Annotated in this window: 18 protein-coding genes; 2 read left to right on the top strand and 16 right to left on the bottom strand. The window is 40.1% G+C overall.

Annotation, left to right across the window (positions count from 1 at the left end; all coding sequences use genetic code 11):
- From G413_RS0105750 to G413_RS11070, 6 genes are all read right to left on the bottom strand, one after another.
- The gene (locus tag G413_RS0105750; protein WP_115240824.1) at positions 1-864 is read right to left on the bottom strand and encodes an energy-coupled thiamine transporter ThiT; all 864 of its coding nucleotides are present in this window, start codon (positions 862-864) and stop codon (positions 1-3) included.
- Between the two features lie 54 nt (positions 865-918).
- Positions 919-1,149, bottom strand: a complete 231-nt coding sequence (gene rpsR / locus G413_RS0105745; protein ID WP_003864783.1) for a 30S ribosomal protein S18 — start codon at positions 1,147-1,149, stop codon at positions 919-921.
- Positions 1,150-1,166: 17 nt separating this feature from the next.
- Positions 1,167-1,658 (bottom strand): single-stranded DNA-binding protein, encoded by a 492-nt coding sequence (ssb, locus tag G413_RS0105740; protein ID WP_022789973.1) that lies wholly within the window; start codon positions 1,656-1,658, stop codon positions 1,167-1,169.
- Between the two features lie 14 nt (positions 1,659-1,672).
- The gene (gene rpsF / locus G413_RS0105735) at positions 1,673-1,966 is read right to left on the bottom strand and encodes a 30S ribosomal protein S6 (protein ID WP_022789972.1); all 294 of its coding nucleotides are present in this window, start codon (positions 1,964-1,966) and stop codon (positions 1,673-1,675) included.
- Positions 1,967-2,085: 119 nt separating this feature from the next.
- A complete protein-coding gene (locus G413_RS0105730; protein ID WP_022789971.1) occupies positions 2,086-2,412 on the bottom strand; it encodes a DMT family transporter in 327 nt (108 codons plus the stop codon).
- Positions 2,413-2,422: 10 nt separating this feature from the next.
- Positions 2,423-4,162: a DUF975 family protein gene (locus tag G413_RS11070; protein ID WP_022789970.1), complete on the bottom strand. Its 1,740-nt coding sequence runs from the start codon at positions 4,160-4,162 to the stop codon at positions 2,423-2,425.
- 106 nt (positions 4,163-4,268) lie between these two features.
- On the opposite strand from G413_RS11070, the gene G413_RS0105720 reads away from it, so the two are divergent.
- Positions 4,269-4,940, top strand: coding sequence for a GTP pyrophosphokinase (locus G413_RS0105720; protein ID WP_022789969.1), 672 nt, complete (start codon positions 4,269-4,271; stop codon positions 4,938-4,940).
- 43 nt (positions 4,941-4,983) lie between these two features.
- Here G413_RS0105720 and G413_RS12475 read toward each other — a convergent pair whose 3' ends face one another.
- Both G413_RS12475 and G413_RS0105710 read right to left on the bottom strand, forming a co-directional pair.
- Entirely contained in the window at positions 4,984-6,222 is a 1,239-nt protein-coding gene (locus G413_RS12475; protein ID WP_022789968.1) for a 2-hydroxyacyl-CoA dehydratase, read from the bottom strand.
- A 1-nt stretch (position 6,223) separates the two neighbouring features.
- Complete coding sequence (locus G413_RS0105710; protein ID WP_022789967.1) at positions 6,224-9,139, bottom strand: acyl-CoA dehydratase activase; 2,916 nt, start codon at positions 9,137-9,139, stop codon at positions 6,224-6,226.
- Positions 9,140-9,331: 192 nt separating this feature from the next.
- On the opposite strand from G413_RS0105710, the gene G413_RS0105705 reads away from it, so the two are divergent.
- On the top strand, positions 9,332-10,561 hold the full coding sequence (locus G413_RS0105705) for an MFS transporter (RefSeq protein ID WP_022789966.1): 1,230 nt from the start codon (positions 9,332-9,334) through the stop codon (positions 10,559-10,561).
- Positions 10,562-10,615: 54 nt separating this feature from the next.
- Here the strand turns inward: G413_RS0105705 and G413_RS0105700 are convergent, their stop codons facing one another.
- The 8 genes from G413_RS0105700 to gatC form a co-directional block, all read right to left on the bottom strand.
- Complete coding sequence (locus G413_RS0105700; protein WP_022789965.1) at positions 10,616-11,197, bottom strand: hypothetical protein; 582 nt, start codon at positions 11,195-11,197, stop codon at positions 10,616-10,618.
- A gap of 67 nt (positions 11,198-11,264) precedes the next feature.
- On the bottom strand, positions 11,265-11,927 hold the full coding sequence (locus tag G413_RS0105695; RefSeq protein ID WP_022789964.1) for an ABC-2 transporter permease: 663 nt from the start codon (positions 11,925-11,927) through the stop codon (positions 11,265-11,267).
- Positions 11,924-12,775: an ABC transporter ATP-binding protein gene (locus G413_RS0105690; protein ID WP_022789963.1), complete on the bottom strand. Its 852-nt coding sequence runs from the start codon at positions 12,773-12,775 to the stop codon at positions 11,924-11,926. Before G413_RS0105690 ends, G413_RS0105695 begins: the two co-directional genes overlap by 4 nt.
- Positions 12,763-13,149 carry a GntR family transcriptional regulator gene (locus G413_RS0105685; protein ID WP_022789962.1) on the bottom strand — a complete coding sequence of 129 codons (387 nt, stop codon included), beginning with the start codon at positions 13,147-13,149 and terminating at the stop codon, positions 12,763-12,765. Before G413_RS0105685 ends, G413_RS0105690 begins: the two co-directional genes overlap by 13 nt.
- A 75-nt stretch (positions 13,150-13,224) precedes the next feature.
- Positions 13,225-14,310 carry a hypothetical protein gene (locus tag G413_RS0105680; protein ID WP_022789961.1) on the bottom strand — a complete coding sequence of 362 codons (1,086 nt, stop codon included), beginning with the start codon at positions 14,308-14,310 and terminating at the stop codon, positions 13,225-13,227.
- Positions 14,307-15,713: an Asp-tRNA(Asn)/Glu-tRNA(Gln) amidotransferase subunit GatB gene (gatB, locus tag G413_RS0105675; RefSeq protein ID WP_022789960.1), complete on the bottom strand. Its 1,407-nt coding sequence runs from the start codon at positions 15,711-15,713 to the stop codon at positions 14,307-14,309. The genes G413_RS0105680 and gatB overlap by 4 nt, the downstream gene beginning before the upstream one ends.
- A complete protein-coding gene (locus tag G413_RS0105670) occupies positions 15,706-17,019 on the bottom strand; it encodes an amidase family protein (protein WP_022789959.1) in 1,314 nt (437 codons plus the stop codon). The genes gatB and G413_RS0105670 overlap by 8 nt, the downstream gene beginning before the upstream one ends.
- The gene (gene gatC / locus G413_RS0105665) at positions 17,020-17,301 is read right to left on the bottom strand and encodes an Asp-tRNA(Asn)/Glu-tRNA(Gln) amidotransferase subunit GatC (protein ID WP_022789958.1); all 282 of its coding nucleotides are present in this window, start codon (positions 17,299-17,301) and stop codon (positions 17,020-17,022) included.
- Positions 17,302-17,305 lie beyond the last annotated feature (4 nt).

Below are 17,305 nucleotides of genomic sequence, written 5' to 3'. Positions count from 1 at the left end.
TCAACCTCTCAAATCCCAATTCTTGCGGATTGCAAAAAGACAATCCAGTTCGCCTAAAAAGATCCAAATTAAATTGACAACGGGTATGACGGCACCGATAATCGCAAAGAAGCTAAACTTTCGAATGTTATGACGGATCCCGTAGTCAATCAAGACCACAGCTCCAAAAAAGCTTAGCAGCATGCAATCGGCAAAAAAACAAATTTGTAACCCCGTTTGCCATATAGGATATTCTAACACATTTTGTCCAAAAAAGAACAACAGCCAAACTATGATACTGATCATTCCAAAGGTCGAATTGCCATGAATCTGTTTTAAAGAGCCAATATCTCGTATAGGAATATGCAGTCGGTTACACAATAAAATTGCCAGTAAATGTACACAAAGTGCCTGTAAAAAGCCCATAAACAGTACAAACAAAGCACAGAATGCCTGAAAATCAATAAAGGAGATCCAGGAAGCAATGGCATCAAAATCTGCGTGTAAATCTAAACCGAACAAAGCAGCCCATAGATACACCATGGCAATATAGGTTGCGGTAGAAAAGAAAAAGCATAGAAAAAAGTTGGTGCGATGGCGAAACTGTTGATGAACACCGACACCATACAAATATCCGATCAAAAGAGCGCTCCAACTGTAAAACCAGGTCGTAAAGGAGCCAAACAAAAAGCTTAAAAGACCCATAGATATTCCCGTGACAAGACCGGCACGAACACCTTGCGAGGCACTGTACAATAGGATCGGCATGATAAAGACCCAGCTCAAACTGGCTTCGATCATTAGTCCGGTTTGTTGATTTAAAAGCAATAGTAATCCGTAAATGGCGACACACATCGCGCCTTTTGTAATTGATGAAGTCTTCATATAGCTTATTTTAATCTATTATGCCAATAAAAAAAAGGACTTTAAACAAAGCCCTTAGTCAACTACATATGGTAATAAAGCCATCTGACGTGCACGTTTGATAGCCGTAGCCAGCATTCTCTGGTATTTGGCTCGTGTTCCTGTTACACGTCTAGGAATGATCTTTCCGTTTGCGTTGATAAAACGTTTTAATAATTCAACATCTTTATAGTCGATTTCTTTGATTTTGTTCTTTGTGAAGTAACAAACTTTTTTACGACCCATGCGTTGTTTTTTAAAAGCCATAACTCATTTCCTTTCTATTAGAATGGTAAATCATCACTGGAAATATCCAGTGTATCATTTGCGTCAAAATCGGCACCAAACGGATCTTGTGCAGCCGGCATAGAAGATGCCGTTTGTCCATATGGATCCATGGCAGCCTGCGGTTGTGCATATGTATTGGCTCCATAAGTATTGGATTGTGCATGCTGCGTATTTTTCGGTTCCAGGAACTGAACATTATCCGCAACCACTTCCGTTACATATACTCTTTGTCCCTGATTGTTTTCATAGTTACGTGTCTGGATACGACCTTCCACACCAATCAAAGAACCACGATGAAGATACTGACACATCAGATCCGCTAAACGGTTCCATGCAACACAATTGATAAAATCCGCATCCGGTTGTCCCGGTGTCTGTACGCGTCGATTGACAGCCAGTGAAAAGCTGACAACGCTGGTTCCGCTCTGTGTTTTTCTCAATTCCGGATCTTTTGTAAGTCTTCCTACTAAAACGACACGATTGATCATATCGATTTCCTCTTTTATTCTTCGCCTTGTGTCTTAACGACCATGATACGAATAACGTTGTTGCTGATACGAGCTAAACGCTGGAATTCAAAAATTCCTTCATTTCCACAAGTAACATTGATTACGACATAGTGACCTTTTTTCATGTGGTCAATTTCGTACGCGAAATCTTTGATTCCCCAGTCATCTACTTTATCGATCGTACCTTCGTTAGAAGTGATCGTGGCGTGCAGACGATCCTGAACAGCCTTGAACTGTTCTTCATCTAAAGATGCGTTTACAATGTACATGATTTCGTATTTTTTCATTCTGTACACCTCCCTTTGGACTACGGTATCTGTCAAACAGATACAGGGCAAGCACAAACTTGCTTTGTCATAATAGCATGTCAAGTCATCGCATGCAAGCAAATAATTTTAAAATTGTCTTATCCATGCGGATTTCCATATAAATTCAATAAAATACAGCCGATGATGATCAATACAATCCCTAAAAAGCCGACAGCGCTCATTTTCTGATTAAAGATACAGATGGAAATGATCGTGGTTGCGACAATGCCAATGGCGCACCAGGAAGCATAGGCAATTGATAGATTGATCTTTAACAACGCTTTGGAAAACGCATAAAAACAAATCGAGTAAAACAAGATACAGGCAAGCGATGGTCCTAACTTGGTAAAGCCGGCTGATGACTGCAGCATCGAACTGGCTAAGATTTCAAAAACGATCGCAATCCCCAACAATAAATATTCCATGTAATAACTCCTATTCATAATCCGTGATTCCTTCACCGGCATTGGGAACAAAATGGGCATAAACAGAATCACAGATAAACACAAACAATAATAAGCTGCAGATGGCTTTTAAGACAAGCGGTCTGATTTTCTGAATCCAGCCATCAAATACCGGCGCCAGCACATAAATAAAGGCCATGCCGCCGATACCAAAAACCAGTAAACCTTCGGCACAGATACGACCGTTCACATTGAGAAAATAGCCGGTGTAATCCCACCATTTTAAGCCTGTATTCATTTCCATGACATAAGAGGTAGTGTATTCCAAGATACCACATACGACAAGGATCAACACGAATGTCAAGGCCGGTTTGGTTCTAAACCTCTTTAGTAAAGTTAAGATCAGTAAGCCGCCGGAACCATAAATTGGCAGCCATGGGCCATATAAAGCACCGCGATTGACAAAAACACCATCGGTGATGAGATGCAGACTGACTTCCCAGAACCAGCCAATTCCAGAAAAAATAAAAAACATCAAAATCAAAGACCAGATATTGTAATCACGTAAGGGATCGAGCAATGCCAGTCGACTTCGTTTTTCCGTTTCCGGAATATGAAACAATCTTGTCGGATACTGTAAGCCTTCAATTTCCCTTTTTAAAGACGCATATTGTAAAAAGCGATGATTGGCTCTTTCATATTCCCTTTCTTCTTTTCCATTCTTCAATAAAATTCCAAACCAGTTTACCAGAAACCCCCGTATGCCACCCAGCGACTTTGGCTTTTGATGCATGCGAATGCCTTCCGGATAGGCCTGTTGTAAAAGCGATGGTATGGCCGGTCTATACAAATAGGTATCCTTAAAAAACTTTTGATATGATAAATCTGCTTCTAAGCTGCATTGGCGCACATAGACATAGTATTCAGCCATAGCACAAGCCTTATACGGTGCGCTGTAAAAGATACCGGTCAACCCCAGAGTCAACACCGATAACATATCCCAGCCAAGAAAAGACAATTCCAGCTTACAGCACTCCCATTTATGCCCTTTCATCATCATTCTGGATAATCGAATCGTTTCATTGGCTTTTAAGGTTGGATTTTCCGCCAGGATAAAAGGTATCATATAATAAGAGTAATGCTTGATAAAACCACCGATGATCGTCAAGGACCATAAGCTTCCATAGACATATTCCACAAAGCGTACCCAGGCGACATGTCTCCATTTGCGAACCCGACTTAAAAATAAAAACCGATCATGAGCCACATACTTATACGTTCTGGCTTCCAAAATCATTCTTTGTACGATGACCGCAAAGATATTCTGAATAAAAAACCAGGCCAGAAAGAAAAAAGCCATGACTAAGAATACCATGCACCAGATCGAGAGGTTCTCCGAGCCGATGATGGTATGAATTCCGGCTGTCAGTGTAACATAAATTGATCCGGAACTGATCGAATTCACCAAGGCGGCCATCACACCGTTGGTTCTACCAAAAACAGCACTGGAATTTGATTGAATTTCTTCCTGTTGAATCTGATGCGCAACAACTTTGCCGGCATCCAAATCTTCTTCAATCAAATTTTGTAATACTTCATTTGCACTTAATTGTGAAGGTAAAGACGCACTTTCATTGCTGGTCTGCACGGTACTGAATGTACTGGACAGATTACCGGCCAAAAGGGCCGATAATAAACAGATGACAATCAGTAGGCCGTAATGTCGTTTCATCACTTTCTTTGCCTTTTGTTTGATCTCTTTTCGCTTCATAATGCTCTTCCTCTGGATTTTTAGTATATTGCATTTTTAAAAGATTTCAACTTTCTTTATAGAAATCCCTTTCATTCTGTGATACTTTGATACAGGAGGATCGATTATGGAAAATAATGCTTGTCTCATTGAAGATGCCAAAGTACTGCTCTTTAAACAGATTCAGGAAGATTCCATTCCTTTACGTACATTGATGGCGTACTATCGCTGCGCTATTATGGAAGTGGAAACCAAATTCAGAGTGCTCAATGAAGAGTTTTCCATTGAACGGGAACACAATCCGATTGAAACGATCAAATCGCGTTTAAAAAGCCCGGAAAGTATCATCAATAAACTGCAGAGTCGAAATCTTCCGCTTACTGTGCAATCCATTGAAACCAATCTGTTTGATATTGCCGGTATCCGTGTCATCTGTTCGTTTCAAAATGATATTTATTTATTAGCCGAATATCTTTTATCCCAGGATGATATAGAACTGGTAGAAATCAAAGACTATATCAAAACGCCTAAAGAAAATGGCTATCGAAGCCTGCATCTGATTGTTAAAGTGCCAATTTTTCTTCATGAAGAAAAACGCTCCATGAATGTCGAAGTACAGTTTCGAACCATAGCCATGGATTCCTGGGCTTCTTTGGAGCACAAGATTCGTTATAAAAAGGAACTGGATGAGCAAACTTTGAAAACGATCAATGATGATCTGCTCGAATGTGCTTTACTGAGTGCCAGACTGGATGAAAAAATGGAAAAAGTACATCAACAAAGTATGAAAAAAAGCTGAAATGATTAGATGCACAAGGCATCTGCATGACAGCTTCTTTTATTTATTGGGCATTTAATTTCGCATTGGCCAACATCAAACGAATACGATTTTCCTGATTTACCTTACTGGCACTTGGATCATAATCGATGGCTACGATATTGGCATACGGATACGCTTCCTTGATTCTTCGAACCATACCCTTGGCCACGATATGATTGGGCAGACAACCGAAAGGCTGCGCCGAAATGATATTATTGACACCGTTTTTGACAAGCGAGACAACTTCACTGGTCAAAAGCCAGCCTTCTCCCATTTTTACCCCCTGATCGATAAAGCCTTTTCCATCACGGATCACCTGATTAAAATCTTCCGGTGCCCTGAATGTTCCATCTTTTTTCACCGCTTCCTCAAAGGTCTTCTGCATACGCATAATCAACGATTTAGCAAGCGAAAAAAAGGTATGTGTCTTGGCATGACGATGATAGTACTCATAATCGATGATCCCATTTTCAATACAGTATAAACCAAAGTCCATCACTCCGGTCACTACCGGTTCAAAGCCTTCCTGCATCAGATAATCCTCTAAATGATGATTGCCTAAAGGTGAATACTTCATATAGATTTCCCCCACGATGCCTACCCGAATCTTAGGTTCTGCGCTTCGCGGAATGGCTTTCATGCGCTCGATCATCATCTTATAAATCTTCTTTGACTTGCGATAGCCCTGCCCTTCCAGCTCTTTTTTCAAGTATTCAACGATTTCATCAATAACCTTTTCTGTGTCTCCGGCATGCATCTCATAGGGCATGACCTGGTTTTTTAACCACATCAAAGCATCTCCATATAAGACACAATATAACACCCTTAACAACATCGGCATCGTAAACTTTAAGCCGCTGTCTTTTTCCAGACCGGAAAAATTGACCGAAAGACAAGGTATATGCTCCCAACCTTCCATCTGTAAGGCTTTTCGCAATAAAGAAAGATAGTTGCTGGCACGACACCCTCCGGCCGTTTGCGTGATGACTAAGGCCACTTTATTCAAATCGTATTTTCCGCTTTTTAAGGCATCGATAAACTGTCCGATGACCAACAAGGCCGGATAACACGTATCGTTATGAACATGAGCCAGGCCTTCCTCTTTGACTTGTTCACTTTCATTGGACAGGACTTCCAAATGATAGCCGCTTTGTTCAAAGGTTGGCTTCAAGAGACGAAAGTGGATCGGCAACATGCCGGGAACCAAAATGGTATATTGATCTTTTTTCGCATTATCAAACTTTGTATAGTGCGTAGCCATTTTAGTCCTCCTTTCCTTCTTCAATCGCTTCTTTTAGGGAACGTAAACGAATTCTGGCCGCTCCCAGATTGTCGATTTCATCGATCTTGATCTGAGTATAGAATTTATCCGCATCTTTTAAGATATCTTTAACTTCATCACTGGTGATCGCATCGATACCACAGCCAAAGCTTACCAATTGCACCAGCTCCATATCCGGATTTTCGCAGACATATTTTGCCGCCTGATACAAACGCGCATGATAGGTCCATTGATTTAAAACATAGACTTTCTGACGATCTTGACGCGGCACGCTTTCTTCACTTAAAACCACAAAACCAAGTTGTGTTAAAAGCTGGTGGATTTGATGGTTGATCAAAGGATCCAGATGGTAAGGTCTTCCACATAATACAACCATCGGATGATGGTGCGCTCTGGCATAACTGACCGCATCCAAATGCTTTTGTACTAACTTTTCATGAAACAGCTGGCGTTCCAGTAAACCTTCCTGTAAAGCGTTTTTTAACTGCTTCTTCGTATAATGAAGATCGGCTTCCTCCAACGTTTTTTTCATCGTTTTCGCAAAGCTGTTTTCATCATCCAAGCTGATATACGGATATAAGAAGAACTTATCTCCAAATTCCATGTTGGCCGCAATATTTTCCGGATAGTAGGCAACTAAAGGACAGTTAAAATGATTGTCACTTTGATGTTCATCCACATTATATGTCATACACGGATAAAATAAGATATTTTCTTGTCCGTTGATCATCTGTACGATATGTCCATGAACGACCTTGGCCGGAAAGCAGGCGGTATCACTGGGGATCGATTGTTGTCCATCGTAATACATCTTCTGCGTTGTCGGTGTCGTCCATACCACTTCGATCTGCAGGCAGTCAAAGAACTTGGTCCAGAATGGAAGCATATCATAATTATTCAAAACAAGCGGCATGGCAATCTTTTGATCGTGCTTGTATTTCTGCTTCTGCTCATCCAACATCTGCATCTTTTCTTTATAAAGATCTGGCAGTTCTTCTTTTTTCTCTATAGTTTTGATCATCTTGTCACATTTATTCCCTGCGATAAGACGTGTACCATCATTAAAAACATTGATTGTCAAGGAACAGTGATTGGTACATCCATTGCAGGCAACAGACTTAGAGGTATGGGAAAACTGCTCCAGCGCTTTGGCATCTAATACCGCACTCTTGGTACGATGCAGCTTTTGTGCATACAAAGCTGCCCCAAAAGCACCCATCAAATGGGCAATGCTTGGACGGATGACTTCATAACCTAACTCCTGTTCAAAGCTTCGTAAAATTGCATCGTTCTGGAAAGTCCCCCCCTGAACTACGATATGTTTACCGATATCTTCTTTATTTCTGGCACGAATGACCTTATAGAGTGCATTTTTTACGACCGACTTACAAAGACCGGCACTGATATCTTCAATCGTAGCGCCATTCTTTTGAGCCTGTTTGACACCAGAGTTCATAAAGACCGTACAACGTGTTCCTAAATCAACCGGATGCTTAGACTTCAAACCTAATTTCGCAAACTCTTTGGCATCATAGCCTAAAGACTTCGCAAAGGTTTCAATAAAAGAGCCACAGCCAGAGGAACAAGCTTCATTTAATACGATGTCATCGATATGTCCATCCCGTATCTTAAAACACTTGATATCCTGTCCTCCGATATCTAAGATGTAATCAACCTGAGGGTTAAAATAACGGGCAGCTACATAGTGCGCCATCGTTTCTACGATACCACCATCCAAATGGAAAGCCACACGCATCAATTCTTCCCCATAACCTGTTGAATACGCACCAAAAATACGAATATTCGGATTTTTTTGATAAATTTCTTTTAGATCCTGTAAAACGACATCTAAAGGATTTCCCTTATTGGAAGTATAGCTTTCATATAAAATCTTATGTTCTTCACTCAACAAGACCAACTTTGTTGTGGTAGAACCGGAATCAATACCCAGATACGCTTTTCCCTGATACGTTTCCAGTTGGTCGTATTGCACATCATGCATCTTGTGACGAGCGATGAAATCCTCATACTCTTTCTCATTTTCAAAAAGCGGCTGTCCGGATTCCATCTGCATCGGCATATGAACCAGCTGGTCCAGACGTTCCACAAGATTGTCATAGGTAAATGTCTCCTGAGCACAAAGTGCTGTTCCCAAAGCCACAAAATGAATGGCTGTTTGAGGACATGTACTTTGTTCAGGTGAAAGCTGCAGCGTTTCTTCAAAACGCTTGCGCAAACCGCTCATAAAGTATAAAGGTCCCCCTAAGAACAAAATATTCCCTTCAATTTTTCGTCCTTGTGCCAAAGAAGTCACTGTCTGATTGACCACAGCCTGAAAAATGCTGGCGCAAAGATCCGCTTTATCCACACCTTGATTGATCAATGGCTGAATATCTGTTTTCGCAAAAACGCCGCATCGGCTGGCGATTGGATAAATCTTATGGCATTGGAAGCTGGCTTCGTTCATCTGTTCCAGTGACATATCTAAAAGAGAGGCCATCTGATCGATAAACGCACCGGTTCCTCCGGCACAAGTCGAATTCATTCTCTGCTCCAGACTGCCTTTAAAGAATAAGATCTTGGCATCCTCTCCTCCCAGCTCGATAGCGCAATCAGTTTGTGGGTAAAACTTCTTGATAGCTGCTGCCGAGGCAAAAACTTCCTGTACAAAAGGAAGATGGCCGGCTTCACAGAGGCCTAAAGCACCTGAACCGGAAATCGCAAAGGAAAAAGGCTCGTTACAGAATTCTTTTAATTCCTTGATCTTCTCTAATGCCTTTTGACGAACCTTGGCCATATGTCGTTCATACGACTTATATAAAATGTTGTTTTGTTCATCTAAAACCACAGCTTTGATCGTGGTACTCCCTATATCAAACCCTATTCGAATTGTCATTTTCAATCACCTGTCCATTATTATAACCAATTCAAAGAAAAAATCATCAAAAAATGCTCAAAAAAGTAAGTACCTTAAATTTTAATTTACTTTTTTTTAACGATTGTTTTTTAATTTCATGATAAAATGGCTTTTAGAAAGCGCCTTCTAGTTTTCTATATAAATATAAGGATATGAAAGGATTTTGATTCTATGAAAATTAAATTAAACCGTCAGGAAATACGGTGGGTTGTTTATGACATAGGAAACTCCGCTTTTATTCTTCTGGTTTCCACGATCCTTCCCATTTATTTCAACAGTATTTCCAGTGCACAGGGGATTCCCGAATCCAGCTATCTGAGCTATTGGTCGTATGCGACCTCCATTTCCACACTGGCCGTCGCGATCTTAGGCCCGATTCTGGGAACACTGGCAGATTATCAGGGTAAAAAGAAAAAAGTATTTCTTCTTTCAGCACTTTGCGGTGCCCTGGCTTTGGCCTGTTTCTGGGTTCCATCGTACTGGTTAAGCTTTCTGATCTTATTTATTGTCGCAAAGATCTGTTATTCTCTGTCTTTGATCTTCTATGATTCCATGCTTGTGGATATCACGACAGAAGATCGAATGGACAATGTATCCTCAAAAGGCTATGCCTGGGGTTATATCGGAAGCTGTATTCCCTTTTTGATCTCACTGGTTTTTGTCTTACTTTACGAAACATTGGGCATTTCTTTAAATACAGCTATGATGATTGCCTTTGTGATCAATGCCTTATGGTGGATCGGTTTCACTTTACCTTTAGCTTTTCATTATAAACAAAAATATTATATCGAACCGAAAGCTCATCCGGTCAAAGATACCTTTGTACGTTTATATAAAACATTAAAAGATGCCCGCCAACAAAAGAAGGTCTTCTTATTCTTACTGGCCTTTTTCTTCTTTATCGATGGTGTTTATACGATCATCGATATGGCAACCGCTTATGGGACCAGCCTTGGCTTGGACACAACCGGCTTGTTGTTGGCTTTGTTAGTGACGCAGATCGTTGCCTTTCCGGCCAGTCTGACATTTGCGATTCTTTCCAAGAAACAGGATGCCGGCAAGCTGATCAAAATTTGTATTGTTGCCTACTTCTGCATTGCGGTATTTGCGATACAGCTGGATAAACAGTGGGAATTCTGGTTATTGGCTGTTGCGGTTGGATGCTTCCAGGGTGGAATTCAGGCACTTTCCAGAAGCTACTTTGCCAAAATCATTCCGGAAAACGCAAGTGGTGAATATTTTGGTTTATTTGATATCTGTGGAAAAGGAGCCAGTTTCTTAGGAACCTTCCTGATTGGCTTTGTGACACAGCTGACAGGCCATCAAAATTTAGGCGTTGCCGCTATCTCTATCATGTTTTTGATCGGACTCTATTTCTTTAATAAAGTTACCAAGCTGTAAAAAAAAGCTTTGACACTTTCATCCAGTGTTAAAGCTTTCTTTATATTCACACGTTTAGCGAACCAGCTGTCCTGCCAATTCCGGATCCTTTGCCTCAGTCATATTTTGCGTAACAACCTGACCGGCGCCGGATTTATACACCTTGATATCGACCTGACCTTCTGTATGTGTATCATCCAATAAGAAGTTATAGGCATCAATCTCCAAATCATACATCTTTGCCTCTTCGGTATTGGTAAAGTATGTATCGACCGGTAAAATACCATTGACCTGATTATAGGCTTCCTGCGCTACGGCATTGCACGTATCAGCATTCGCATCATCGGATACATCAATAGAAATACGCAATGTCGCACTCTTTAAATTCACTTCGACATTTTCAACACCGCCAATGGATGCGATTGCCGTTTGTACCTGAGAAATCTGGTCGTTTGTGATGGCGGGATTTAAATCCTTGGAATCAAAACGATTCCCCACAACCGGTTCATTTTGTCCACCCAAACTGGTTAAAATTACATATCCTATGATCAAAAAAGGAATCAATATGACGATCAGCGTAAACCAAACAATTTTATGTCCTTGTTTCGGTGCTGCTTTCTTCTCTTTTTTAGGTCTATTCTTCAAATTTATGGCCATACTTTCTGCCTCCTAGAAAGTATTATACCATAGTTTTTATTTTTGTATATTTTAACAAGACACTTCATCAAAACTCTTTCTTCGATACGATTTGAATACTAACCTTTAAAGAAATTATCAAAACCACAAAACTGACACCATACAACAATATAAGCATCGTTTGCTGTCCTAAGATGGGCAAGCTTTGAAGAACCTGCATCCAGTCGATTCCGATAAACTCCAGGCCCTTCTGAATAAACGTTGCGATCAACAGTAATGCGCCAATCAATAAAATAATGGCAATTCTTCCTCTTTCCTGACCAAACTTTAAATGAAATGGAATCATGATAGCCTGTAAAAGAAGAATTAACGCAAACAATCCAAAATGAATCATCCATCCGTCAAAGTCCAGCAGCATTCCTTTTTGTGCGGCCATAAAAATCGTGAATAGAAACATCACCACTAAGGAAACAAACGCCAACACAAAGGATAAAGCATATTTTTCAAATACATATTCTTTACGTGTGATCGGAAGGGTGAATAAAAACGCATTACCATTATCAAATTCATCATAGCTGATCGTACTTAAACCAAATAGAGATACCACAAAGGGGACAAATCCTAATGAAAATGTCATCATGGAAACATCTTCTGCCGATATCGACATGCCGATCGCAATCAAAAGAATCAGTAAGAAAAAATATTTTTGTGCAGTCATTAACTTTAAATCTTTGATCCATAAGCCTTTCATAGTGAATACCCCCGAATCATCATCGTGATTACCGCATCGATCGTTCCTTTTTCTATTGTGATCCCCGGTTCATTTTCCATATAATATTGTTTCTGATTGGTTAAACACGCATAGCTATATGCTTCTTTACAAGCTTTTAGGATATACTGTGTATCCAATTTCTTAAACTGTTCTTCACTCATCTTTAAGATGGCATAATCACTTAAAAGTACATCGGTATCTTCATGGAAGATCATTTTTCCTTCATGAATCATATATAGATCATCACACAAGCTTTCCAGGTCCTCGGCAATATGGGAACTGATCAAGATCGAAGCATCATTTTCATCTTCCATATAATCTCGCAACAAGTCCAAGATCTCATCCCTTGCGATTACATCCAAACCAGCTGTCGGTTCATCCAAGATCAACAACTTGGCGTGATGAGATAAGGCAATCAAGACTTTTAATTTGGCTTTCATTCCTGTCGAAAACTCTTTGATCTTTTGATCGTATGGAAGCTGGAAACGTTGCATTTGCTTCTGAAAGTAAGAAAGATCAAAGTTTGAGTACATGTTTTTTAATATCGCGATGATATCACGCACCGTTAAGTATGCACTAAATCCAGAATCGGACAAGACCACACCTAATTTCTCTTTTTCTTTTCCGCTCAGTTCATGATGTTCTTTTCCAAAAATTTGAATACTTCCGGAATCTAATGTAATCAAATCCAGAATGGCTTTAAAAAGAGTTGACTTTCCAGCTCCGTTTTGTCCGATCAATCCTGTGATCTGTCCATCCAAAATTGTCAAAGAACACTCCAGTTCAAATGTACCATATCGTTTTTGTACCTCTTTTACTTCCAACATGACGATTCCTCCAGTAAGAGTAAAAACAAATCCTTGAGTTCCTCCTTTGTGATATCAAACCGCTTTGCCTTTTGAAGAATGCCTTCCAAATCCTGTTCCAGCTCTTTTCTTTGTTCTTCCCAAACAAGCTGTGGATTCACAGGGGCAATATAGCTGCCTTTGCCATGGACTGTACAAATAAAACCTTCACTTTCCAATGCGTCATACGCTTTTTTGACCGTGAGGGCACTGATTTTCAATTCTTTTGACAAAGTACGAACCGAAGGTAAAGGATAGTTTTCCTTTAACTCCTGTTTCAAGATTCCTTCTTTGATCTGTTCTACGATTTGTTCATAAATAGGAACCATTGATGAATGATTGATGATAAGATGCATGACGTCGCTCTCTTTCTATAAACAGTATATAACAGTATAATACAGATGTAAAGAAAAAAACCTGTCGAAACAGGTTTACTTCACTGACATATGAATTTGATCTAAGATGCCCTGGTCACTAAAGACAAGATTCAAGGTTTTATTCTCTTCCTGGTATTGCAGCTGATTCTCTTCTGAAGAAGTTGGTTTTCCATACAGTTCTTCTACAGTATCCTGCTGGCTCCACCCCAATACGATTTTTTGGGCTAACATCATATGCATTCCTGAATTCATGCGATGAACAACGATCTTTGTGATGGAAGCCTGACTGGTTTCTATGGTTTGATCGGTCGTATTGGTAACGGTTATATGCATCTGCATTCCATTTTTGTTTTCCAGATCTAATTCAATGCTTTTGCCGGCATCCAAATTCTCATGTTTTTTGGCCTCAAATTCGCTCTGTTGAATGGTCCATCCGCTTTGGGTTAAAGAAGAAAGTGGATCGTTTAAAACATAAACTTGATTATCAATCTGCAGCTGCATGTCCTGCCAGGAATCCGATAGACGATCGTTCATGGAAAGCTTATTGATCAAAGACTGTGGTAATCCTTTTTCTACCTTGATCGAGCAAACGATCTGTGTGCGTGGAAAGATTTCTACCTGGGCAAAGACATCTTCAGAATCTTCACCCCATGTATCATCAAGCTTCTGCCAGCTTGTTTTGTTTAAACGATACGTTTGAAGATGACCGTTTTGATCAGTACCGGATACATCATACTGCCCTTTTTTCTGTTCCAAAACCACATTGGATAACAGGACTGTTCGTGGATTTTGAATGGATGCGATATCCATCAAAGGATCCTTCAACAAAAAGAACACGACTAGAAAGGCCGGAACCAGACAGATCAAGACGGTTAAAAACCGTAAAATCTTCTTTTCTTCTTTATGATGCGATAAGATGGCACCGGCAACAAAACACATGATGATCAAAGCAGCCACCGAAATCAAAATCTGCACATAGTTTGTATAAACTAAACCGAGGATGCCTTCCATCAACTGTCCCTGATTCGATGGTGTAAAGTAGAAATAATAAGCCCCATAACCGGCCGCTGCCAGTATGATCAATATCAATAATATGATAAATACCCACTTTATCTTGCTTGGTGCATTTGCTTTTTTCATTCTGCTTCCTCCTTTTCCTGGTTCAGTCTTTCCTGCAGCTTTTTTTGTACAAGTGCCGGATCTGCCTGTCCTCTGGAAACTTTTAACACCTGTCCGACTAAATAGGACAGGGCGCGTTTTTTACCCTGGCGATAATCATCGATGCTTTGTTGGTTGGCATCACATACCTGCCTGATCCATTCTTCAATTCGACTAACATGGGGCTGTTCGTCTTTGGCCTTCTGTATTTGATCCTCTACATTTTTACCGTTTAAAAAAGCAAGAATCCACTGACGAATCCTGTTTGTCGAAAAATTTTCTTCTTTTTGATCAACGATCCATGCGAATCGTCTTGGATCGACATCGGACAAAGAAATCGCATGACTCTTCATCTGATTTCGAACATCACTCAACAACAGATGAAGAACATCTTTATTTCGCTCTGTATATTTTATAACGGCAAAATAGAAATCCGTCAAATCTTTTTGTGTCAGAAGGCTCTGCGCCTCTTTCTCATCGATTCCCTGCTTCTTTAAAATATCCAAAATTTCTTTAGGATCACGTGGCCGTCTTGCGATGATTTCCTGAATCCAGCTTTTATCCAAATGAATAACTGGCAAGTTCGGTTCCGGAAAATATCGATAATCTTTTTGTGTTTCTTTTTTTCGCAATAAGATTGTCCTTTTTGTCTTTTCGTCAAAACGACGTGTCTGCATTTCTATTTTTTTATGTTGATCCAAAAGTAAAGACTGTCTTTGAATTTCATAATCCAAAGCCTGACGAATATGTGAAATCGAATTGAGATTTTTTAATTCCACTTTATCTCCCAATTGTGATGGATTTTGACTTAACGAAACATTGACATCACAACGAAGCTGTCCTTTATCCATGCGTCCCTGGGTTACACCCAGATAAATCAGCTTTTGTTGAAGAGATTTTACATAAGTGCAAGCCTGATCCACTGAATGAATTTGCGCCGTGCTGACAATTTCCAGTAAAGGGGTACCACAACGATTAAAATCCAACAAGGTACTTTGCGAATGATGGATCATCTTTGCGGTATCTTCTTCCAGATGCACTCGTTCAATATCGATTTTTTGTCCTTCGATCATCATATAGCCATTTTTCCCCAGTGGATAAAACTGTTGCGTAATCTGAAAGCCTTTTGGAAGATCAGGATAGGCATAGTTCTTGCGATCAAAGCGTAAAACCGGATTGATCGTACAATGTAGTGCATCACAAACCAAAATACCATACTCTACCGCTTTTTTATTAATTGTCGGTAAATAGCCCGGCAACGCCAGATCAATGATATCCAAAGAAGTATTTGGATCTTGATTTTGTGTAACAAAAGCCGAGGAAAACATCTTTGCCTTTGTACGCAATGCACAATGAATTTCAATTCCTATATGTACCTTATACATGATCCATCTCCTGTATCACTTGAGAAAACATTTTCGCGGCTTTTAACAACAAATCTTCCCGGCAAGGCTTAGCAGCTAAATGAAGGCCAAAAGGAAGACCCTCCTTATGTCCAAAAGGAATGGAAATGGAAGGATAGCCGGAAAAATTGGATAGCTTTAAATACGAAAGTCCGATCGATGTATCCTCTTTATATTCTGAGATCAAAGGTGCCACATCCGGTGTAGTCAAAGAAAAAACAATGTCTGCTTCTGTAAACATAGAAGCATACGCATCAACCAGTTTACGGCGTATCTTCTGTGCCTTGATAAACAATCGCTCCTGATTTTCTTTATGCAGTGCATAAGCGCCACATAAAAAGCGTTTTTTGACTTCCCAGGAAAACCCCCTAGAACGAATGTTTTCCACGCTTTGATCTTTGGATGACAAGCCAAAGCGAAGACCATCCAAATTGGCATGATTGCTGCAGGCTTCGGCATTGGCAATCACAGTATAGACAGGATCGATCAACGCTAATAGAGATTGTGGCATTTGTACGTGTTTGATCGTTTGTTTTGTTTCCAGTTGCTCGATCAATTTTTGTAGTCGAGCTTTTAAAACAGGATCGGCATCTTCCGATATTGAATCAAAAACAGCCAGTCGTAACAACTCTTGTTTCTTTTGGGGTGCTTTTTCAAGTGATTTTGGCAAAAATGTCATCAAATCTCTTTCATCCTGACCTTTTAAAACATCATATACACTTTCTACCTGTTCTATAGATCGAGCTAATATACCGACGGTATCCATCGAACTGGCATAAGGGACAATACCAAAACGGGAAATTCTTCCATATGTTGGTTTTAGCCCAACCAGTCCCATATAGCTGGCCGGTTTACGAATGCTGTCACCGGTATCCGTTCCCACAGCTACATCAGCACCATCGACTGCCACCAAAGCTGCACAGCCACTGCTGCTTCCTCCCGGTATTCGGCTTGCATCCCATGGATGAATGACCGGCCCATGAATATCATTGTTGCCGGAGCCTCCCATTCCTAACTCATCCATGGCTGTCTTTGCGACAATACAGCCGCCTTCCTGTTTGATTTTTTCTACAATGGTCGCATCATAGGGACATTGATAACCTTCCAAAATTTTAGATCCGGCCTGTAGCGGATAGCCTTTTAAGGAAATGTTATCTTTAAGGGCTATTCGTATATCCTTAAATCTTCCTTTGTCTTGTATCTCAGGTACAACAAAAGACACAATGGCCTGTGTCTTTTGTTGCGCAAATTCACATTGTTTTCTGATATTTTCTCTGGTTAAGGGCATTTATTTCACCACCCTGCTTACTTCTATATACCCATCTTTTGTAGAATTGGCATTGATCAAAGCTTCTTCTTTGGTCAAGGTGTAGATCGAATCCTCTTTTCGAAAAACAGCCTCTGTTTCAAAACAACGAACCATGGGTTCCACATTTCTTGTATCTACTTTTGAAAAGGCCTTAGCGATGCCTTCCATTTTACACAGTTCGTTTTCAATTTCTTCATATTGAGAATCATCAATTTGAATACGAACTTCGTTTTGAAGCGCTTTTATTTTTTCTTTATACATACTC

It is taken from the genome of Faecalicoccus pleomorphus DSM 20574 (genome assembly GCF_000420345.1).
Taxonomy (GTDB): Bacteria; Bacillota_I; Bacilli_A; order Erysipelotrichales; family Erysipelotrichaceae; genus Faecalicoccus; species Faecalicoccus pleomorphus.
The sequence above is the reverse complement of the archived record's forward strand: the minus strand, read 5'-3'. Positions and strand labels throughout refer to the sequence as shown.

What these genes read in the sequence shown, in the direction of transcription:
- G413_RS0105690 (WP_022789963.1), bottom strand. Translation starts at nt 12,775, where the DNA reads ATGTTGGAAGTAAAAGAGGTACAAAAACGATATGGTACATTTGAACTG.
- G413_RS0105695 (WP_022789964.1), bottom strand. Translation starts at nt 11,927, where the DNA reads ATGAAAGGCTTATGGATCAAAGATTTAAAGTTAATGACTGCACAAAAA.
- G413_RS0105730 (WP_022789971.1), bottom strand. Translation starts at nt 2,412, where the DNA reads ATGGAATATTTATTGTTGGGGATTGCGATCGTTTTTGAAATCTTAGCC.
- gatC (WP_022789958.1), bottom strand. Translation starts at nt 17,301, where the DNA reads ATGTATAAAGAAAAAATAAAAGCGCTTCAAAACGAAGTTCGTATTCAA.
- ssb (WP_022789973.1), bottom strand. Translation starts at nt 1,658, where the DNA reads ATGATCAATCGTGTCGTTTTAGTAGGAAGACTTACAAAAGATCCGGAA.
- G413_RS0105670 (WP_022789959.1), bottom strand. Translation starts at nt 17,019, where the DNA reads ATGCCCTTAACCAGAGAAAATATCAGAAAACAATGTGAATTTGCGCAA.
- G413_RS11070 (WP_022789970.1), bottom strand. Translation starts at nt 4,162, where the DNA reads ATGAAGCGAAAAGAGATCAAACAAAAGGCAAAGAAAGTGATGAAACGA.
- G413_RS0105700 (WP_022789965.1), bottom strand. Translation starts at nt 11,197, where the DNA reads ATGGCCATAAATTTGAAGAATAGACCTAAAAAAGAGAAGAAAGCAGCA.
- G413_RS0105680 (WP_022789961.1), bottom strand. Translation starts at nt 14,310, where the DNA reads ATGAAAAAAGCAAATGCACCAAGCAAGATAAAGTGGGTATTTATCATA.
- gatB (WP_022789960.1), bottom strand. Translation starts at nt 15,713, where the DNA reads ATGTATAAGGTACATATAGGAATTGAAATTCATTGTGCATTGCGTACA.
- G413_RS0105720 (WP_022789969.1), top strand. Translation starts at nt 4,269, where the DNA reads ATGGAAAATAATGCTTGTCTCATTGAAGATGCCAAAGTACTGCTCTTT.
- rpsF (WP_022789972.1), bottom strand. Translation starts at nt 1,966, where the DNA reads ATGAAAAAATACGAAATCATGTACATTGTAAACGCATCTTTAGATGAA.
- G413_RS0105750 (WP_115240824.1), bottom strand. Translation starts at nt 864, where the DNA reads ATGAAGACTTCATCAATTACAAAAGGCGCGATGTGTGTCGCCATTTAC.
- G413_RS0105710 (WP_022789967.1), bottom strand. Translation starts at nt 9,139, where the DNA reads ATGACAATTCGAATAGGGTTTGATATAGGGAGTACCACGATCAAAGCT.
- G413_RS0105705 (WP_022789966.1), top strand. Translation starts at nt 9,332, where the DNA reads ATGAAAATTAAATTAAACCGTCAGGAAATACGGTGGGTTGTTTATGAC.
- rpsR (WP_003864783.1), bottom strand. Translation starts at nt 1,149, where the DNA reads ATGGCTTTTAAAAAACAACGCATGGGTCGTAAAAAAGTTTGTTACTTC.
- G413_RS12475 (WP_022789968.1), bottom strand. Translation starts at nt 6,222, where the DNA reads ATGGCTACGCACTATACAAAGTTTGATAATGCGAAAAAAGATCAATAT.
- G413_RS0105685 (WP_022789962.1), bottom strand. Translation starts at nt 13,149, where the DNA reads ATGCATCTTATCATCAATCATTCATCAATGGTTCCTATTTATGAACAA.